Consider the following 16,215-nt stretch of genomic DNA (forward strand, 5'->3'; position numbering starts at 1 on the left):
CCCACGCAGAGCGTGGGAACGATCAGGTTCGGGGTGCGCGCTCCGGCGGTTTGAACCGTGTGCGTTGGCGCCAGCGTTTGATCGTGGCACGATGTCGGGGTTATCGACCGAGACCCCCTGACCATGCCGCAATCCCAAGCCAAGAATCTGTCCCTGATCGCCGCAATCGACCTGGGCTCGAACAGCTTTCACATGGTCGTGGCCAAGGCCCAGAACGGCGAAATCCGCATTCTCGAGCGCCTTGGCGAGAAGGTTCAACTGGCTGCCGGTATCGACGATGAGCGCAAACTCAACGAAGAATCGATGCAACGCGGCCTCGATTGCCTCAAGCGCTTTGCCCAACTGATCAACGGTATGCCGCTCGGCGCCGTGCGCATCGTCGGCACCAACGCCCTGCGTGAAGCGCGCAACCGCCTCGAATTCATCCACCGCGCCGAAGAAATCCTCGGTCACCCGGTGGAAGTGATTTCCGGTCGTGAAGAAGCGCGACTGATTTATCTGGGCGTATCGCACACCCTCGCCGACACCCCGGGCAAACGTCTGGTCGCCGACATCGGCGGCGGCAGTACCGAGTTCATCATCGGCCAGCGTTTCGAGCCGCTGCTGCGCGAAAGTCTGCAGATGGGCTGCGTCAGCTTCACCCAGCGCTACTTCAAGGACGGCAAGATCACCCCGGCCCGCTACGCCCAGGCATACACGGCGGCGCGGCTGGAGATCATGAGCATCGAACATGCCCTGCATCGCCTGACCTGGGATGAAGCCATCGGTTCCTCGGGCACCATCCGCGCCATCGGTCTGGCCCTGAAGGCCGGCGGTCACGGCACCGGCGAAGTGAACGCCGAAGGCTTGGCCTGGCTCAAGCGTCGTCTGTTCAAGCTCGGTGACGTCGACAAGATCGATTTTGAAGGCATCAAGCCGGATCGCCGGACCATTTTCCCGGCGGGTCTGGCGATTCTCGAAGCGATTTTCGACGCCCTCGAACTGCAACGCATGGATCACTGCGACGGCGCCCTGCGTGAAGGCGTGCTCTATGACCTGCTCGGTCGCCATCATCACGAAGACGTGCGCGAACGCACCCTGACCTCGCTGATGGAGCGCTATCACGTCGATCTGGAACAGGCCGCACGAGTTGAACGCAAAGCCTTGCACGCGTTTGATCAGGTGGCGGCGGACTGGGAGCTGGATGACGGCATCTGGCGCGAACTCCTTGGCTGGGCGGCGAAAGTTCACGAAGTCGGCCTCGACATCGCGCACTATCACTACCACAAGCACGGCGCCTACCTGATCGAGCACTCGGACCTCGCCGGGTTCTCCCGCGAAGACCAACAGATGCTCGCGCTATTGGTGCGCGGCCACCGCCGCAACATTCCCAAGGACAAGTTTGCCGATTTCGGTGACGACGGCGACAAGCTGATCCGTCTGTGCGTGCTGCTGCGCTTTGCGATCCTGTTCCACCACATTCGTGGCACCCAGACCATGCCGCAGGTGGTATTGCACGCCAAGGGCAACACCTTGGATGTGGAATTCCCGGAGAACTGGCTGGATGAGAATCAGCTGACTCAGGCGGATTTCGGGCTTGAGGCGGATTGGCTGACGCGGGTGGGGATTGTGCTCACGGTCCACTGAGCCTCGATTGGGCATAAAAAAAGCGATCCTTCTGGATCGCCTTTTTTATTGGGTGTTCGGCTGGGATTTAGTGGTGTACGTGAGATCGATGCCCCTCACCCCAGCCCTCTCCCGAGGGAGAGGGAGCCGATTTGTGGACTTTTCAAAACCCGAGTTCGACTCGATTTCTCAGGTCGGCGTATAGCGTGAGACACCTCGATCAGTCCCCTCTCCCTTCGGGAGAGGGCTAGGGTGAGGGGCTCTTGCTCTTGGCTTTAGCTGCTCACCGGCAATATCGGGCTACCCAACCGTTCCAGCAACGTCGCCTGCGCACTCCTCGGGTTCTGGTTGCCGGTCGGCGTGTTGCGGATGTAACGGCCATCCGACTGCAAGCTCCAGCTATGAGTGTTATCAGTCAGGTACAGCTCCAGCTCTTTCTTCACCCGGGTCAGCAGCTTTTTGCCTTCGACAGGGAAGCAAGTCTCGACGCGTTTGTCGAGGTTGCGCTCCATCCAGTCGGCACTGGAGAGGAACATCTGCTCATCACCGCCATTGAGGAAGTAGAACACTCGCGTGTGCTCAAGGAAGCGGCCGATGATCGAGCGCACATGAATGTTGTGCGAAACCCCGGCAATCCCCGGACGCAGGCAGCACATGCCGCGCACCACCAGATCGATGCGCACACCGGACTGGCTGGCCTTGTACAGCGCGCGGATGATCTTCGGATCGGTCAGCGAGTTGAACTTGGCGATGATGTGCGCCGGTTTGCCGTCGAGCGCAAATTGCGTCTCGCGGGTGATCATGTCGAGCATGCCCTTCTTCAGGGTGAACGGCGCATGCAGCAGCTTCTTCATGCGCAGGGTTTTACCCATGCCGATCAACTGGCTGAACAGTTTGCCAACGTCTTCGCACAAGGCATCGTCGGAGGTCAGCAGGCTGTAGTCGGTGTACAGCTTGGCGTTACCGGCGTGGTAGTTACCGGTGCCGAGATGCGCGTAACGGACGATTTCGCCGGCCTCACGCCGCAGGATCAGCATCATCTTGGCGTGGGTCTTGAAGCCGACCACGCCGTAGATCACCACCGCACCGGCCGCTTGCAGACGGCTGGCCAGTTGCAGGTTGGACTCTTCGTCGAACCGCGCACGCAGCTCGATGACCGCCGTCACTTCCTTGCCGTTACGCGCGGCATCCACCAGCGCATCGACGATTTCGGAGTTGGCGCCGGAACGGTACAGGGTCTGACGCACAGCGAGAACGTGCGGGTCTTTGGCGGCTTGACGCAGCAGGTCGACCACCGGGGTGAACGACTCGAATGGGTGCAGCAAGAGGATGTCCTGCTTGCTGACCACGCTGAAGATGTTTTCACTGTTCTGCAGCAGTTTCGGGATCTGCGGGGTGAACGGCGTGTATTGCAGCTCCGGATGGCTGTCGAGCCCGGTGATGCTGAACAGCCGCGTCAGGTTGACCGGGCCGTTGACCTGATACAGCTCGCTCTCGCTCAGGTTGAACTGCTTGAGCAGGTAGTCCGAAAGATGTTTCGGGCAAGTGTCGGCGACTTCCAGACGCACCGCATCACCGTAACGACGCGAGAACAACTCGCCACGCAGGGCGCGGGCCAGGTCTTCGACATCTTCGGAGTCGAGCGCCAGGTCGGCGTTTCGGGTCAGACGGAACTGGTAGCAGCCTTTTACCTTCATGCCTTGGAACAGGTCATCGGCGTGAGCGTGGATCATCGACGACAGGAACACATAGTTGTCGCCGGGGCCGCCGACTTCTTCCGGCACCTTGATGATCCGTGGCAGCAAGCGCGGCGCCGGGATGATTGCCAGACCGGAGTCGCGACCGAAGGCGTCGATGCCTTCCAGCTCGACGATGAAGTTCAGGCTCTTGTTCACCAGCAACGGGAACGGGTGCGTCGGGTCGAGCCCGATCGGGGTGATGATCGGTGCGATCTCGTCGCGGAAATAGCGGCGCACCCAGGTTTTGATCTTGACCGTCCAGTGGCGGCGACGGATGAAGCGCACCTGATGCTTTTCCAGCTCCGGCAACAGAATGTCGTTGAGGATCGCGTACTGACGATCAACATGACCGTGGACCAGCTCGCTGATCCGCGCCAGCGCCTGATGCGGTTGCAAGCCATCAGCTCCGGCCTGCTCCCGGGCGAAAGTGATCTGTTTCTTCAGACCGGCGACGCGGATTTCAAAGAATTCATCGAGGTTGCTGGAGAAGATCAGCAGGAACTTCAAGCGTTCCAGCAACGGATAGGACTCATCCAGCGCCTGTTCCAGCACGCGGATATTGAATTGCAGTTGCGAAAGCTCACGGTGGATGTACAGGCTGCTGTCATCCAGGCCCGGTATGGCAATCACTGGCGCCGCCGCAACAGGTTCGGTGACTGGCGCGGGTGGCGCAGGCTCCAGCTCCGGCGGGGTTTCGGTGATTTGCTCGACCACCGGTTGAGCTTCTTTTACTGCAACTTCCGTGAGTCCTTCGGTATTCATTGAATGTTCCTGGGAGGGCTATTTCTGCTCTCGTAACAATTGAGCGGCGCGGACAGCAAAGTAAGTCAGGATGCCATCAGCGCCGGCACGTTTAAAGGCGGTCAGTGATTCGACAATCACCGCCTCGCTCAACCAGCCATTCTGGATTGCCGCCATGTGCATGGCGTATTCGCCGCTAACCTGGTAGACGAAGGTCGGCACTTTGAAGGCATCTTTTACCCGGAAAAGAATGTCCAGGTAGGGCATGCCCGGTTTGACCATGACCATGTCCGCGCCTTCAGACAAGTCCGCACCGACTTCGTGCAGCGCTTCGTCGCTGTTGGCCGGGTCCATCTGATAAGAGGCTTTGTTCGCCTTGCCGAGGTTCGAGGCTGAACCCACGGCATCGCGGAACGGGCCGTAATAGGCGCTGGCGTACTTGGCCGAATACGCCATGATCCGCACATTGACGTGGCCGGCGATTTCCAGCGCTTCGCGGATCGCCTGAATGCGACCGTCCATCATGTCCGAAGGCGCGACTACCTGAGCGCCGGCTTCGGCATGGGACAAGGCCTGGCGGACCAGTGCGTCGACAGTAATGTCGTTCTGCACGTAGCCTTCTTCGTCGAGGATGCCGTCCTGACCGTGGGTGGTGAACGGATCGAGCGCGACGTCGGTGATCACCCCCAGTTCCGGAAAACGCTCACGCAGGGCGCGGGTGGCGCGCTGGGCGATGCCTTCGGGGTTCCAGGCTTCGGCGGCGTCGAGGGATTTGAGTTCAGGAGGGGTGACCGGGAACAGCGCCAGCGCCGGAATCCCCAGCTCGACCCACTTCGCCGCCTCTTCCAGCAGCAAGTCGATAGTCAGCCGCTCTACCCCAGGCATCGAAGCCACGGCTTCGCGGCGGTTTTCACCGTCGAGCACGAACACCGGCAGGATCAGGTCATCGACCGTCAGCACATTTTCCCGCACCAGCCGACGCGAAAAATCATCACGACGGTTGCGACGCAGGCGAGTGGCAGGGAACAGACGATTGGCGGGGGTAAAGCTCACGGCAGACTCCTGAGCCCGCGCAAACGGGCGAGCGTGACAGTTATAGACGGCCATTATGACGAACAGATGACAGTTGTGTGAGACCTGTGACGTGTAGCCGCATTCCATTCTCAGTGTAGGAATTGTTCACGTCGAGACACATTTGGACACTTTCATGAATGTGTCCGAAGGGTTAGGCTGCGCGTTCATTTCGCCAGCACCCAGACAATGCTCCAACAATTTCTGCATGACTTTGGCTATTTTGCCTTGTTCCTCGGCACGTTCTTCGAAGGCGAAACCATCCTGGTGCTCGCGGGCTTCCTCGCGTTCCGTGGATACATGGACATCAACCTGGTGGTGGTCGTGGCGTTCTGCGGCAGCTATGCCGGCGATCAGCTGTGGTACTTCCTCGGCCGCAAACACGGGCGCAAATTGCTCGCGCGCAAACCGCGCTGGCAGCTGATGGGCGACCGCGCGCTGGAGCACATTCGCAAGCATCCTGACATTTGGGTGTTGAGCTTCCGTTTCGTTTACGGTCTGCGCACGGTGATGCCGGTGGCGATCGGCCTGTCGGGTTATCCGCCGGGACGTTATCTGCTGCTCAACGGCATCGGTGCGGCGATCTGGGCGACCGCGCTGGCCGCCGCCGCTTACCACTTCGGTGCAGTGCTGGAAGGCATGCTCGGCAGCATCAAGAAGTACGAGCTGTGGGTGCTGGGTGCGTTGCTGGTGCTGGGTGTCGGTCTGTGGCTGCGCCGCCGCTTCAAGAATGCGCGGCTGGCCAAACAGATCTACGCCGACGAGCAAGCCGCGAAAGCGGCACTGCTGAGTCAAGCCGAAGTGGCCAAACCTGCCGAACCGAAGACGCCAGCCGAGTAACTCGCTGGCGACTGGCGTACAGCCCTGCGCACAGCGCGGGCTGGCCGCCTCTTTCAATCATTTGCCCCCTCTGCGCTAGCGGACTGCCGTTCGCCAGCGGCGTTCTCACGCGAAAAATCTCCCGCTCGTTTTCGCAGCAGGCAACCGCAAATAATGAACACCCCGCCGTTGTTGCGATCCATGTAGAAAGCGCTCCATGCAGGTGCCGCCAGCTCTTGAGCCTATGGCAACGCGCGACAATTTAGTGGACATTTAGCGCCATGAATCTGGAGAGAAACCCATGAGCAAAAAAGTTGCAGTGATCCTGTCCGGCAGTGGCGTGTACGACGGCGCCGAAATCCATGAAAGCGTCATCACCCTGCTGCGCCTCGACCAACGTGGCGCGCAGGTACAGTGCTTCGCCCCGAACATCGCGCAATTGCATGTGATAAATCACCTGACCGGCGAAGAAATGCCCGAGTCGCGCAACGTCCTGGTGGAATCGGCGCGCATTGCCCGCGGCAACATCAAGGACATCCGCGACGCCGATGTCGACGACTTCGATGCGCTGATCGTGCCGGGCGGGTTTGGTGCGGCGAAGAACCTTTCGAACTTTGCCGTTGAAGGCGCGGGCTGCACCGTGCAGCCGCAAGTGCTGGCCTTGGCCGAAGCATTCGCCGAAGCAGGCAAACCGGTGGGCCTGATGTGCATTTCCCCGGCATTGGCGGCGAAGATCTATGGCCCGGGCGTGACCTGCACCATCGGCAACGACGCCGACACCGCCACGGCGATGAACAAGATGGGTGCCACTCATGAAGACTGCGCGGTGACGGAAATCATCGAAGACAAGGCGCGCAAACTGGTGACGACCCCGGCTTACATGCTGGCGCAGAACATCAGTGAGGCGGCTTCGGGGATCAACAAGCTCGTGGATCGCGTCCTCGAACTGACCCACGAAAACGACGCCTGATTCCCCGTATGATCGTTCCCACGCTCTGCGTGGGAATGCCGCCATTGGCGCTCCGCGCCTGCTCACTTTGGCGTTACATTTGCGGTAAGACCGGAACGCAGAGCGTCCCAAGATGCATTCCCACGCGGAGCGTGGGAATGATCGTCATAAGGCTCAGGGTTTGCGCGTCAGTCGGGTCAGGATCCGGTCCAGCGCATTGGCAAACGCCTGTTTCTCGCGATCGCCAAACGGCGCCGGTCCGCCGCTCATCTGGCCTTGTTCGCGCAGATCAGTGAACAGATTGCGCACGGCCAAGCGCTCGCCCATGTTCTGCGCATCGAACTCCTTGCCGCGTGGATCCAGCGCCGCCACGCCCTTCTTCACCAAACGATCGGCCAATGGAATATCGCTGCAAATCACCAGCTCCCCCGGTACCGCGTGCTCGACCAGATAATCGTCTGCCGCATCCGGGCCGCTCGGCACCACGATCAGTTTGACGATGGCCAGCCCCGGCTTGATCTGCGGCTGCCCGGCCACCAGCACCACTTCGAACTGGCGCTTGAGGGCGAACTTCACCACCAGATCCTTCGCCGCCCGTGGGCAGGCGTCGGCATCGATCCATACACGCATTTTCTTTACCTCTAAAAGCAAAAGATCGCAGCCTTCGGCAACGCCTACAGAGTGCGCGTCGCGCCGCAATATTGCGACATGCTACGCCCATGTAGGAGCTGCCGAAGGCTGCGATCTTTTAAGGGAGCACTCAATCAAACAGCCGAAACCCGCCGCTTCTCCGCCACCCAACTACGCCCATACAACACCACAATCGCCAGAATCGCCACCGCTTGCGCCGTCAGCGAATAGGCATCGGCATGAATCCCCAGCCAGTCGAATTCAAAGAACGCCACCGGCCGCGTGCCAAAGATTCCGGCTTCCTGCAACGCCTTCACGCCATGCCCGGCAAACACCACCGACAACGCGCAGAGCAACGCGGCGTTGATGCTGAAGAACAGCGTCAACGGCAGTTTCGCCGAACCGCGCAGGATTACCCACGCCAGCCCCACCAGCAGCACCAATGCCGTCGCGCCACCGGCGAGGACCGCGTCATGCCCGGCCGGGCCGGCCTGCAGCCACAGGGTTTCGTAGAACAGGATCACTTCGAACAGCTCGCGATACACCGAGAAGAACGCCAGAATCGCGAAGCCGAAACGCCCGCCACCACCGACCAGACTGCTCTTGATGTAATCCTGCCAGGCCGCTGCATGCCGGCGGTCATGCATCCACACACCGAGCCACAAGACCATGACACTGGCAAACAGCGCCGTGGCGCCTTCGAGCAGTTCACGCTGCGAGCCGCTGACGTCGATCACATACGCCGCCAACGCCCAGGTGCCGAGGCCGGCCAGCAGCGCCAGGCCCCAACCGACGTTGACACTGCGCACCGCTGACTGCTGGCCGGTGTTGCGCAGGAACGCAAGAATCGCCGCCAGCACCAGAATCGCTTCCAGACCTTCGCGCAGCAGAATCAGCAGGCCGGAAATGTAGCTCAGCGACCAGCTCAGGCCGTCGCTGCCGAGCAACCCGGCGGATTCCTTGAGCTTGGCCTTTGCGGCCTCCAGACGCTGCTCGGCCTGCTCGACCGGCAAACCGTCCTGCAACGATTGCCGGTAAGCCATCAGCGATTTTTCTGTGTCCTTGCGCACATTGGCGTCGACGTTATCCAGCGAGCTCTCGACCAGTTCGAAGCCTTCCAGATAGGCCGCGACCGACAGGTCGTATGCCTGATCGTGTTCGCCGGCGCGATACGCGGCAAGGCTCTTGTCCAGCGTTGCGGCGGTGTAGTCGAGCAACTGCGCCGGGCCGCGCTTGACCTGCGGCGGCTGCGCACGTTGTGCACGGAACGTCGCTGCGGCTTGCGCGCCGTCGGCGGCCTGTACCTCAGCCGGGGTCTGGCGCGCCAGATCGGCGATGTTGTAAGTCTTCTCGGCTTTGGCCGCCGCCGGATCGGCGCTGAAGCCGGCGATGTAAGTCGCCAGATCCCAACGCTGGCGATCATCAAGCTGATCGGCAAACGCCGGCATGTCGGTGCCTTCGACGCCTTGGCCAAGGGTGTTGTAGATCGCGTACAAGCTCAGGTGATCCAACCGCGCCGCATCACGCAGATTGGCCGGTGCCGGGGTCATGCCGAGCCCCGCCGGGCCGTCACCGGCGCCACTGTCGCCGTGGCACACCGAGCAATTCTGCGCATAGAGCGGCGCACCACGGGTGGGATCGGGGGTGATGATCGGTGCTTGGCTGACTTCATACGCCACCGCCAGTTGCGCGCCCAGTTGCCGCGCCTGTCGGGCCACTTCGGCGCCGTCCTGTTTCGCGGTGATCGCCGCGTGCAAGGCTTCAACGCCCTGCTCCAGCGCAGCCTTTTCAGGCTTGGCCGGCATGCCGGCGATCAAGCCTTGCAGCGCCCGCGTGAACTCCAGTTGCTCGCGGTATTCGGAATCATCGACAACCTTGCCCGCCGCTACCGTCGGCGGGTAGTCGGCGCTGATGTAATCGAGCAAATGCAGCGCTTGCGGTGCGCCTTCCACGGTATCAGCCAGCAGATTGAAGCTGCTCAGGGCAAACAACGGGAACACCAGCCAGGCCAGGAAACGGGACGCGGCAGTCATGAAGAATTCTCAAATGGAAATGCGAAGTTACATATTGTTCACTTCGAACGCGTTTCCCTCAAGCTTTGTCGGCAATTTAGCCTAACGCCGGACTGCCGCTACGGTAGTGTTCGGCCATGAACTCAACGAACACTTTGACCTTGAGCGCCACATGCCGGGCATGGGGATACAGCGCGTAATAGTGCCGTTGACCCAGGCTGCAGTTGGGTAGCATCTGCACCAACCGTCCGCTCAACAAGTCATCCTGCACCGTCGCACGGGTGAACGCGGCAATGCCCACACCGGCCAACGCAGCGGCGTGCAGCGAGCTGATCGAATCGGCCTTGAAGCGCCCATGCGCACGGATCTGCGTGGCAACTCCGCGCGCATCGGTCAGCGTCCAGTCACTGCCACCGGCAAACGCCAGCAACTGATGCCCGGCCAGTTCCCGCACCTGCCGTACCAATCCGTGCCGTGCGATATAGGCCGGTGACGCGACCAGCAGCATCGGCGAAACCGTGAGCAACCGCGCCACCAGAGACGAATCTTCAAGCGGCCCGCAGATGCGCAACGCGACATCGAGGCCTTCGGCGATCAGATCGACAAAACGGTCATCGCAGGACAGATCAACTTCAATCTCGGGATAACGCTGTTGAAACCCTGGCAGCCACTTCGCCAGTTCCAGCGTACCGATGACCACGGGCGCACTGATGCGCAAGACACCACTGGGTTTCTCCTGGGCCTGACCGACCGCCACAGCGGCCTGATCAAGGCGATCGAGAATATCCACGCAGGCGAGGTAATACTGCTGCCCCGCCGTGGTCAGGCTGAAACGCCGGGTGTTGCGATTGATCAGACGCGTGCCCAGCTCGGCTTCCAGTTGCTGCAACTGCCGGGAGATGGTCGAGTGCGTAGTCTCGAGCCGTTCCGCCGCAGCACTGAAACCGCGACACTCGACGATGCAACGGAACGCACGCATGGCCAGCAGTTGATTCATTGAAGTACCGCAACTCAATTGATCGGTGAGCGGGCAAGCCTAGCGCAATCCATACCACCCCGGCAGCTGCAAAGCGCCCCTATAATGCGCCATCATTTCGCCCTCTCCGTTCAAGGAAGAACCCGCTCATGCGCCACTGTTTGTTGCCATCCCTGCTGATCGCCACCCTTGTGCAACTCAGTGGTTGCGCCGCTTACCGTGATTACGACCTGGAACTGCAACAGACCACGCAACAGCTCAAGGCCGGCAATATCGGCGGTTCACTGGCCTTGATCGAGGCACACAACCCGGGCGAAGAAAAGGATTTGCTCTATTACTTCGAGAAGGGTGCGGTGCTAAGCGCTGGCGGTGAATTCCCGCAGAGCCAGATTGCCTGGCGTAGCGCCGAGCAAATGGTCATACAGCGCCAGGACACCATTGAAACCACTGGCGACAAATTGCTCGCCGCCATGGGCAATCAGTGGGGCAGCATCATCAATGACAAGCTGCGCCGCTACGATGGCTACGACTACGAAAAAGTCATGCTGACCACGCAAATGGCCCTCAACCAACTGGCCCTGAATGACTTTGACGGTGCCCGCGCCGACATCAAGAAAACCCACGAGCGTGAAGCACTGATCGCCCGGCAGCGAGAACTGGAATACGAGCGTGTCGAAGAGGCGGCCAAGGCCAGCGGCGCCCGCGTCCATTACAAGGACCTGCAAGGCTACCCAGTGGTCATGCTGGAATCATCCGCCGTCATCGCCTTGAAGAACGGCTATCAGAGCGCGTTCAGTCACTATCTCGCCGGTTTTACCTACGAAGCGCTCGGCGAGAAAGATCTGGCAGCGCCCGGCTATCGTCAGGCGATCGAACTGCGCCCGGACATGGGGTTTTTCCAGCAGGCATTGCGCGACCTCGACAACCCTGGACTGAAGGCAGACGAAAGCGACGTACTGATCATCGTGCAGAGCGGCCTGGCACCGGCCCGCAGTTCCGTGCGCGTGCCCTATCCGGTGAAGTTGGCGGACGGGCAAGTCATCGTCGCCAATGTATCGTTTCCCGTGATGGTGCCAGACACATCCACACCTTCATTCAATCAAGTGAGCATCGACGGTCGTCAGAAAAAGCTGATCGCCGTCAACAGCATTACCGACATGTCCTTGCGCACCCTGCGTGACGACATGCCGGGCATTATCCAGCGTACGACCTATCGGGCCTTTCTGGCGGCTGACGTTCAAGCCACGGACAACCGACGCGACCCGAGCAAAGCCTCCTATGTCACTCATTGGGACGGTTTCGAGCAGGCCGACACCCGCACCTGGCGCACCTTGCCCAACCTCACCCAAGTCGTGCGTCTGCGCCTGAAAAAGGGTGATCACCTGATCAGCCTGCCCAACGCGCCCGGCGCTGCTCCAATGAAAATCCGCATCGACCAGAATCGCCAGGTTATCGGCCTGCGCGCCTTGGGTGAGCACGTGTTTGCCAATGGCAGCGCCTTCCAGTCCAGCGGGGCACCGGCAAGCAGCGTGGTATCCAACCTGAAATAAGTAATGGCATCTAACTAACCAGTGCAATTAAAAAGCTATTACATAGCCACTACCACCCGCTTATAATGCCGCGCCCTCGCTATTGCGAAACGGCATTAAAGCTCCTCAGGTTATGAGGAATTGGCAGGAGGCCAGTGCCACTGTCGATGGGTCACACCAGCCCGACCAGCATCCGCGGCTGTATTACTCCAGGGAAGAAGTACCCCCATGGCATTCCGCGCCCCCACTCTGATCGCGCTCAGCGCCGTCACTCTGCTGTCCGGCTGTTCGGCGTTTCGCAATTACGACTCTGAATTGGCACAGACCAATCAGCAACTGGCCACCGGCAACGTCGACGCCGCGCTGACTCTGCTGGAAAAGAACAACACCGGCCCTGATAAAGACCTGCTCTATTACTTCGAGAAAGGTGAGTTGCTGCGCGCCAAGGGCGACCTCTCCGGCAGCCAGAATGCCTGGACCAGCGCCGACCAGGTGGTTGGCAAGTGGGAAGACTCGGTCAAGCTCGATACCGACAAGTACCTGGCCCAGTTCGGCAGTTTCCTGGTCAACGACAAAGTGCGTCGCTACGAAGGCTATGACTACGAAAAAGTCATGTTGACCACGCAGATGGCCCTGAACCTGCTGGCAGTCAACGATTTCGACGGCGCACGTACTGCGATCAAGAAAACTCACGAACGTGAAGCAGTGATCGCCGAGCTGCGTGACAAGGAATACCTCAAGAGCGAGGAAGAAGCCGAAAAAGAAGGCATCAAGACGCAGTACAAGGACCTGCAAGGCTACCCGGTCGCCAGTCTCGACGCGCCGGAAGTGGTTGGCCTGAAAAACAGCTACCAGAGTGCGTTCAGCCATTACCTGTCCGGTTTCGTCTATGAAGCCCTGGGCGAGAAAGGCCTGGCTGCACCGGGCTACCGCAAGGCTGCCGAACTGCGCCCGAACACGCCGCTGCTGGAGCAGGCGCTGGTCAATCTCGACAAGCCGAGCAAGTCCGACGACAGCGACATTCTGATCGTTGTGCAAAGCGGTCTGGCCCCAGCCCGCGACTCGATCCGCGTTCCGCTGCCATTGCCGATCTCCAACAATGTGGTGATCACGCCGCTGTCGTTCCCGATCATCAAACCGGACACCTCCACGGCGACTTTCGCGCAAATCGGCGTCGACGGTCAGCAGGTCGATCTGACCGCGCTCAACAGCACCACCGCCATGTCCCGCCGCGCTCTGCGTGACGACATGCCGGGGATCATTCTGCGCACCACCGTGCGGGCGATCACCAAAGGCGTGGCGCAGAAGAAGATCAACGAAACCAACCCCCTGGCCGGTCTGGCCGTCGGTATCTCTTCAGCTGTGCTCGAAGGTGCCGATACCCGTACGTGGCGTACCCTGCCGGACAACACCCAAGTGGTGCGTCTGCGACTGAAAAAGGGTGAGCATCAGGTTACCCTGCCGAGCGCCGTGGGCGGTTCGGTGGTCAAGGTGACTGTCGATCAGCGTTACCAAGTGATCAGCCTGCGCGCTGTGGGCAACCAGGTGTTCGCCGGCGGTCTCGCCGCTCACGTGATCCCGAGCGCCGGCGCAACCAACGTCGCCAGCCTCAAACAACCTTAAGAACGGAGTCTTTGCATGCGCTTCAAACTCATCGCCGTCGCCGCCCTCGCCTTACTGGCGAGCGGTTGCGCCACCCCGCCACCGCCAGAGCCGGGCAGCGCCGCGAGCAAAGTCGTGGCCATGGGTCCGCAGAAACACATCGTCGTCGGCGCCATGCGCGTCGCTCGCGAAAACGGCTTCATGACGGTCAATGTGCAGTTGAGCAACACCCTCAACAGCAACAAGATCTTCTACTACCGCTTCGCCTGGCTCGGCGCGGAAGGTTTCCCGATCGCCGAAGAAGAAGTGTGGAAAAGCCAAATGATGTACGGCGCCCAGACCAGCTTCATTCAGGGGATTGCCCCGACCCCGAAAGCCGTGGACTTCCGTCTGGAAATCAAGACGCCGTAAGCCTGACACCCTATTTCTGATTTAGAGAGCATTCCCATGTTTGTACGCTTTTCCTGCATTGCCGTTATCGCCCTGCTGGCCTCCGGTTGCGCCAACACTTCGCCGACCCTGGGCAGCAAGAACATCAGCTACGGCGACACCAAAGCGGTTGAAACCGTGACCAACGAATTCGGTTCGACCGACCTGCAAATGATCGCCGAGTCGATGACCCGCTCGCTGGCTCAGTCCGGCATTCTGCAGGGCCGTCCGGTGGTTCAGGTCTACGACGTGAAGAACAAGACCAGCGAGTACATCGACACTCGCGAAATCACCACCAGCATCAAGACTCAACTGATGAAAACCGGCGTAGCGCGCTTTGCCAGTGACAACAACGCGATGCAGAGCCAGGTTGACCAGCTCAAGCTGCAAAACCAGAGCGGCCTGTACAAGAAGAGCACCGTGGCCAAGACTGGCAACATGGTTGCCGCCAAGTACCGCATCGAAGGTTCGATCAGCTCGATCGTCAAGCGCAGCAGCGACTACAAGGACGTCTTCTACAAATTCAGCCTGCAACTGATCGACGTTGAAAGCGGTCTGGCCGAGTGGATGGACGAAAAAGAGATCCGCAAAACCACGGAGCGTTAATTGATGCGCGCATGGATTGGCATGATGGCCCTGGCTTGCGCGTTCAGCGTGCAAGCGGCCCCGAAAGTCGCGGTGACGGATCTGGCGTATCAGGAACGTGTGGAGCAATACATCCACATCGTTTCGGCCCAGAGCAATCACCGCGAGGGCTACTACAGCTCCAGTGGCTCTTCGAGCTACAACGAGATTGAAGCAACGACCAGCTACATCGAACAGACCGAGCTGCGTAAATTCACCGGCGACATCAAGGGTGAAATCCTGCGCACCGGTATGTTCCAGTTGGTGCAAGGCACGCCGTACACCGCGTCGTCCAAGGGTGATGTCTTTGATGTGATCAAGCGCATCAAGGCCGGTAACTTCAAGGGCGCCGACTACGTGCTGTTCGGCACCGTGTCCGATATCGACTTCACTCAGGACATCAACGAGCTGGCGAACACCGACAGCTATTCGGCGGTGCTGGGCCTGACGCTGGTGGCGGACTTCAGCCTGATCAATACCAAGACCTTCGAGATCACCTCGGCCTTCACGGCGATGGGTGAAGCGCAGGACACCAAACTGGTGAACCATCGCGACATCAAGATCTCGCTGAACCGCCCACGGGTGGTGCGTGACGTGTCGAAGGCGCTGGGTGAGGACGTAGCCGGGCAACTGAGCATGCAGCTCGGTGGCGGCGGTTACGAGCAGCCGCGTGAAGCGCCGCAGCGCAACAACCTGCCGCGTGATACTGCACCAGTGATCTTGCGCTGATGACTGGCCGCTGATCATTCCCATGCTCCGCGTGGGAATGCATCCCGGGACGCTCTGCGTCCCGGCCACAAAAAAAGGCGACCTGCAAAGGTCGCCTTTTTTGTGCCCACGATGTTTACGCCGCCGCTTTGCGCAACGTTGCCATAAACGCCGCCGCACCAATGAACAGCCCGGCAAACGTGCGGTTCATGCGTTTCTGCTGCTGCGGTGTGCGCAACAGACGCAGGACCTTCGACGCCAGACCGGTGTAGCCCGCCATCACGATCAGGTCGACGCAGATCATGGTCACGCCAATCACCAGATACTGAATCAGCAACGGCGCATGCGGGTTGATGAACTGCGGCAGCACCGCGAGCATGAACACCAAAGCCTTGGGGTTGCTGATGTTCACCAGAAAACCACGGAATATCAGCGCCAGCGGCTTGCCGATCGGCCGCACCGCCGCGTCATCGCTCATGTCCATGGGCAGCGCACGCCATTGCTTGATGGCCAGATACACCAGATAAGCGACACCGAACCATTTGATCGCGTGAAAGGCCGTGGCCGAAGCAGTCAGGATCGCGCCCACACCGGCGCCGACAATCGCAATCTGCACCGCCAGACCGATTTGCAGGCCAAGGGCGTTCCAGTAACCGCGCCAGAAACCGTATTGCAGACCGCTGGACATCGACGCAATGGCGCCAGCACCCGGGGACAGACTGATCACCCAGCAGGCGGCAAAAAACGCCAGCCATGTTTGAAGCTCCATCGCACACCTCGA

14 protein-coding genes are annotated in these 16,215 nt (G+C 60.3%); 8 read left to right on the top strand and 6 right to left on the bottom strand.

Going from position 1 to position 16,215, the window contains the following annotated elements; genetic code table 11:
- Positions 1-123 precede the first annotated feature (123 nt).
- Complete coding sequence (ppx, locus tag CKW38_RS12200) at positions 124-1,626, top strand: exopolyphosphatase (protein ID WP_007911145.1); 1,503 nt, start codon at positions 124-126, stop codon at positions 1,624-1,626.
- A gap of 254 nt (positions 1,627-1,880) precedes the next feature.
- On the opposite strand, the gene ppk1 is transcribed toward ppx, so the two are convergent.
- Entirely contained in the window at positions 1,881-4,106 is a 2,226-nt protein-coding gene (gene ppk1, locus CKW38_RS12205; RefSeq protein WP_034152005.1) for a polyphosphate kinase 1, read from the bottom strand.
- An 18-nt stretch (positions 4,107-4,124) separates the two neighbouring features.
- Positions 4,125-5,138: a porphobilinogen synthase gene (gene hemB / locus CKW38_RS12210; RefSeq protein WP_007950076.1), complete on the bottom strand. Its 1,014-nt coding sequence runs from the start codon at positions 5,136-5,138 to the stop codon at positions 4,125-4,127.
- Between the two features lie 207 nt (positions 5,139-5,345).
- Here hemB and CKW38_RS12215 point away from each other — a divergent pair, with 207 nt between their 5' ends.
- Positions 5,346-5,996: a DedA family protein gene (locus CKW38_RS12215; RefSeq protein WP_095112847.1), complete on the top strand. Its 651-nt coding sequence runs from the start codon at positions 5,346-5,348 to the stop codon at positions 5,994-5,996.
- 280 nt (positions 5,997-6,276) lie between these two features.
- Positions 6,277-6,945 (top strand): isoprenoid biosynthesis glyoxalase ElbB, encoded by a 669-nt coding sequence (elbB, locus tag CKW38_RS12220; protein ID WP_007911139.1) that lies wholly within the window; start codon positions 6,277-6,279, stop codon positions 6,943-6,945.
- Positions 6,946-7,098: 153 nt separating this feature from the next.
- Here the strand turns inward: elbB and CKW38_RS12225 are convergent, their stop codons facing one another.
- The 3 genes from CKW38_RS12225 to CKW38_RS12235 form a co-directional block, all read right to left on the bottom strand.
- Complete coding sequence (locus CKW38_RS12225; protein ID WP_007911138.1) at positions 7,099-7,554, bottom strand: YaiI/YqxD family protein; 456 nt, start codon at positions 7,552-7,554, stop codon at positions 7,099-7,101.
- Between the two features lie 134 nt (positions 7,555-7,688).
- Complete coding sequence (locus CKW38_RS12230) at positions 7,689-9,587, bottom strand: FTR1 family protein (RefSeq protein WP_095112848.1); 1,899 nt, start codon at positions 9,585-9,587, stop codon at positions 7,689-7,691.
- Between the two features lie 76 nt (positions 9,588-9,663).
- Entirely contained in the window at positions 9,664-10,563 is a 900-nt protein-coding gene (locus tag CKW38_RS12235; RefSeq protein WP_007911136.1) for a LysR family transcriptional regulator, read from the bottom strand.
- Between the two features lie 128 nt (positions 10,564-10,691).
- On the opposite strand from CKW38_RS12235, the gene CKW38_RS12240 reads away from it, so the two are divergent.
- The 5 genes from CKW38_RS12240 (at position 10,692) to CKW38_RS12260 (ending at position 15,455) form a co-directional block, all read left to right on the top strand.
- On the top strand, positions 10,692-12,092 hold the full coding sequence (locus CKW38_RS12240) for a COG3014 family protein (RefSeq protein ID WP_095112849.1): 1,401 nt from the start codon (positions 10,692-10,694) through the stop codon (positions 12,090-12,092).
- A gap of 207 nt (positions 12,093-12,299) precedes the next feature.
- The gene (locus CKW38_RS12245) at positions 12,300-13,694 is read left to right on the top strand and encodes a COG3014 family protein (RefSeq protein ID WP_007911132.1); all 1,395 of its coding nucleotides are present in this window, start codon (positions 12,300-12,302) and stop codon (positions 13,692-13,694) included.
- Positions 13,695-13,709: 15 nt separating this feature from the next.
- Positions 13,710-14,084, top strand: coding sequence for a YcfL family protein (locus CKW38_RS12250; protein ID WP_007911131.1), 375 nt, complete (start codon positions 13,710-13,712; stop codon positions 14,082-14,084).
- A gap of 36 nt (positions 14,085-14,120) precedes the next feature.
- Positions 14,121-14,708 (top strand): penicillin-binding protein activator LpoB, encoded by a 588-nt coding sequence (gene lpoB, locus CKW38_RS12255; protein ID WP_007911129.1) that lies wholly within the window; start codon positions 14,121-14,123, stop codon positions 14,706-14,708.
- A gap of 3 nt (positions 14,709-14,711) precedes the next feature.
- Positions 14,712-15,455, top strand: coding sequence for a hypothetical protein (locus tag CKW38_RS12260; RefSeq protein ID WP_007911127.1), 744 nt, complete (start codon positions 14,712-14,714; stop codon positions 15,453-15,455).
- A gap of 115 nt (positions 15,456-15,570) precedes the next feature.
- Here the strand turns inward: CKW38_RS12260 and rhtB are convergent, their stop codons facing one another.
- Positions 15,571-16,203, bottom strand: a complete 633-nt coding sequence (rhtB, locus tag CKW38_RS12265; RefSeq protein WP_038359113.1) for a homoserine/homoserine lactone efflux protein — start codon at positions 16,201-16,203, stop codon at positions 15,571-15,573.
- Positions 16,204-16,215 lie beyond the last annotated feature (12 nt).

Origin of the sequence: Pseudomonas sp. Irchel 3H7 (assembly GCF_900187605.1) — a bacterium.
GTDB lineage: Bacteria > Pseudomonadota > Gammaproteobacteria > Pseudomonadales > Pseudomonadaceae > Aquipseudomonas.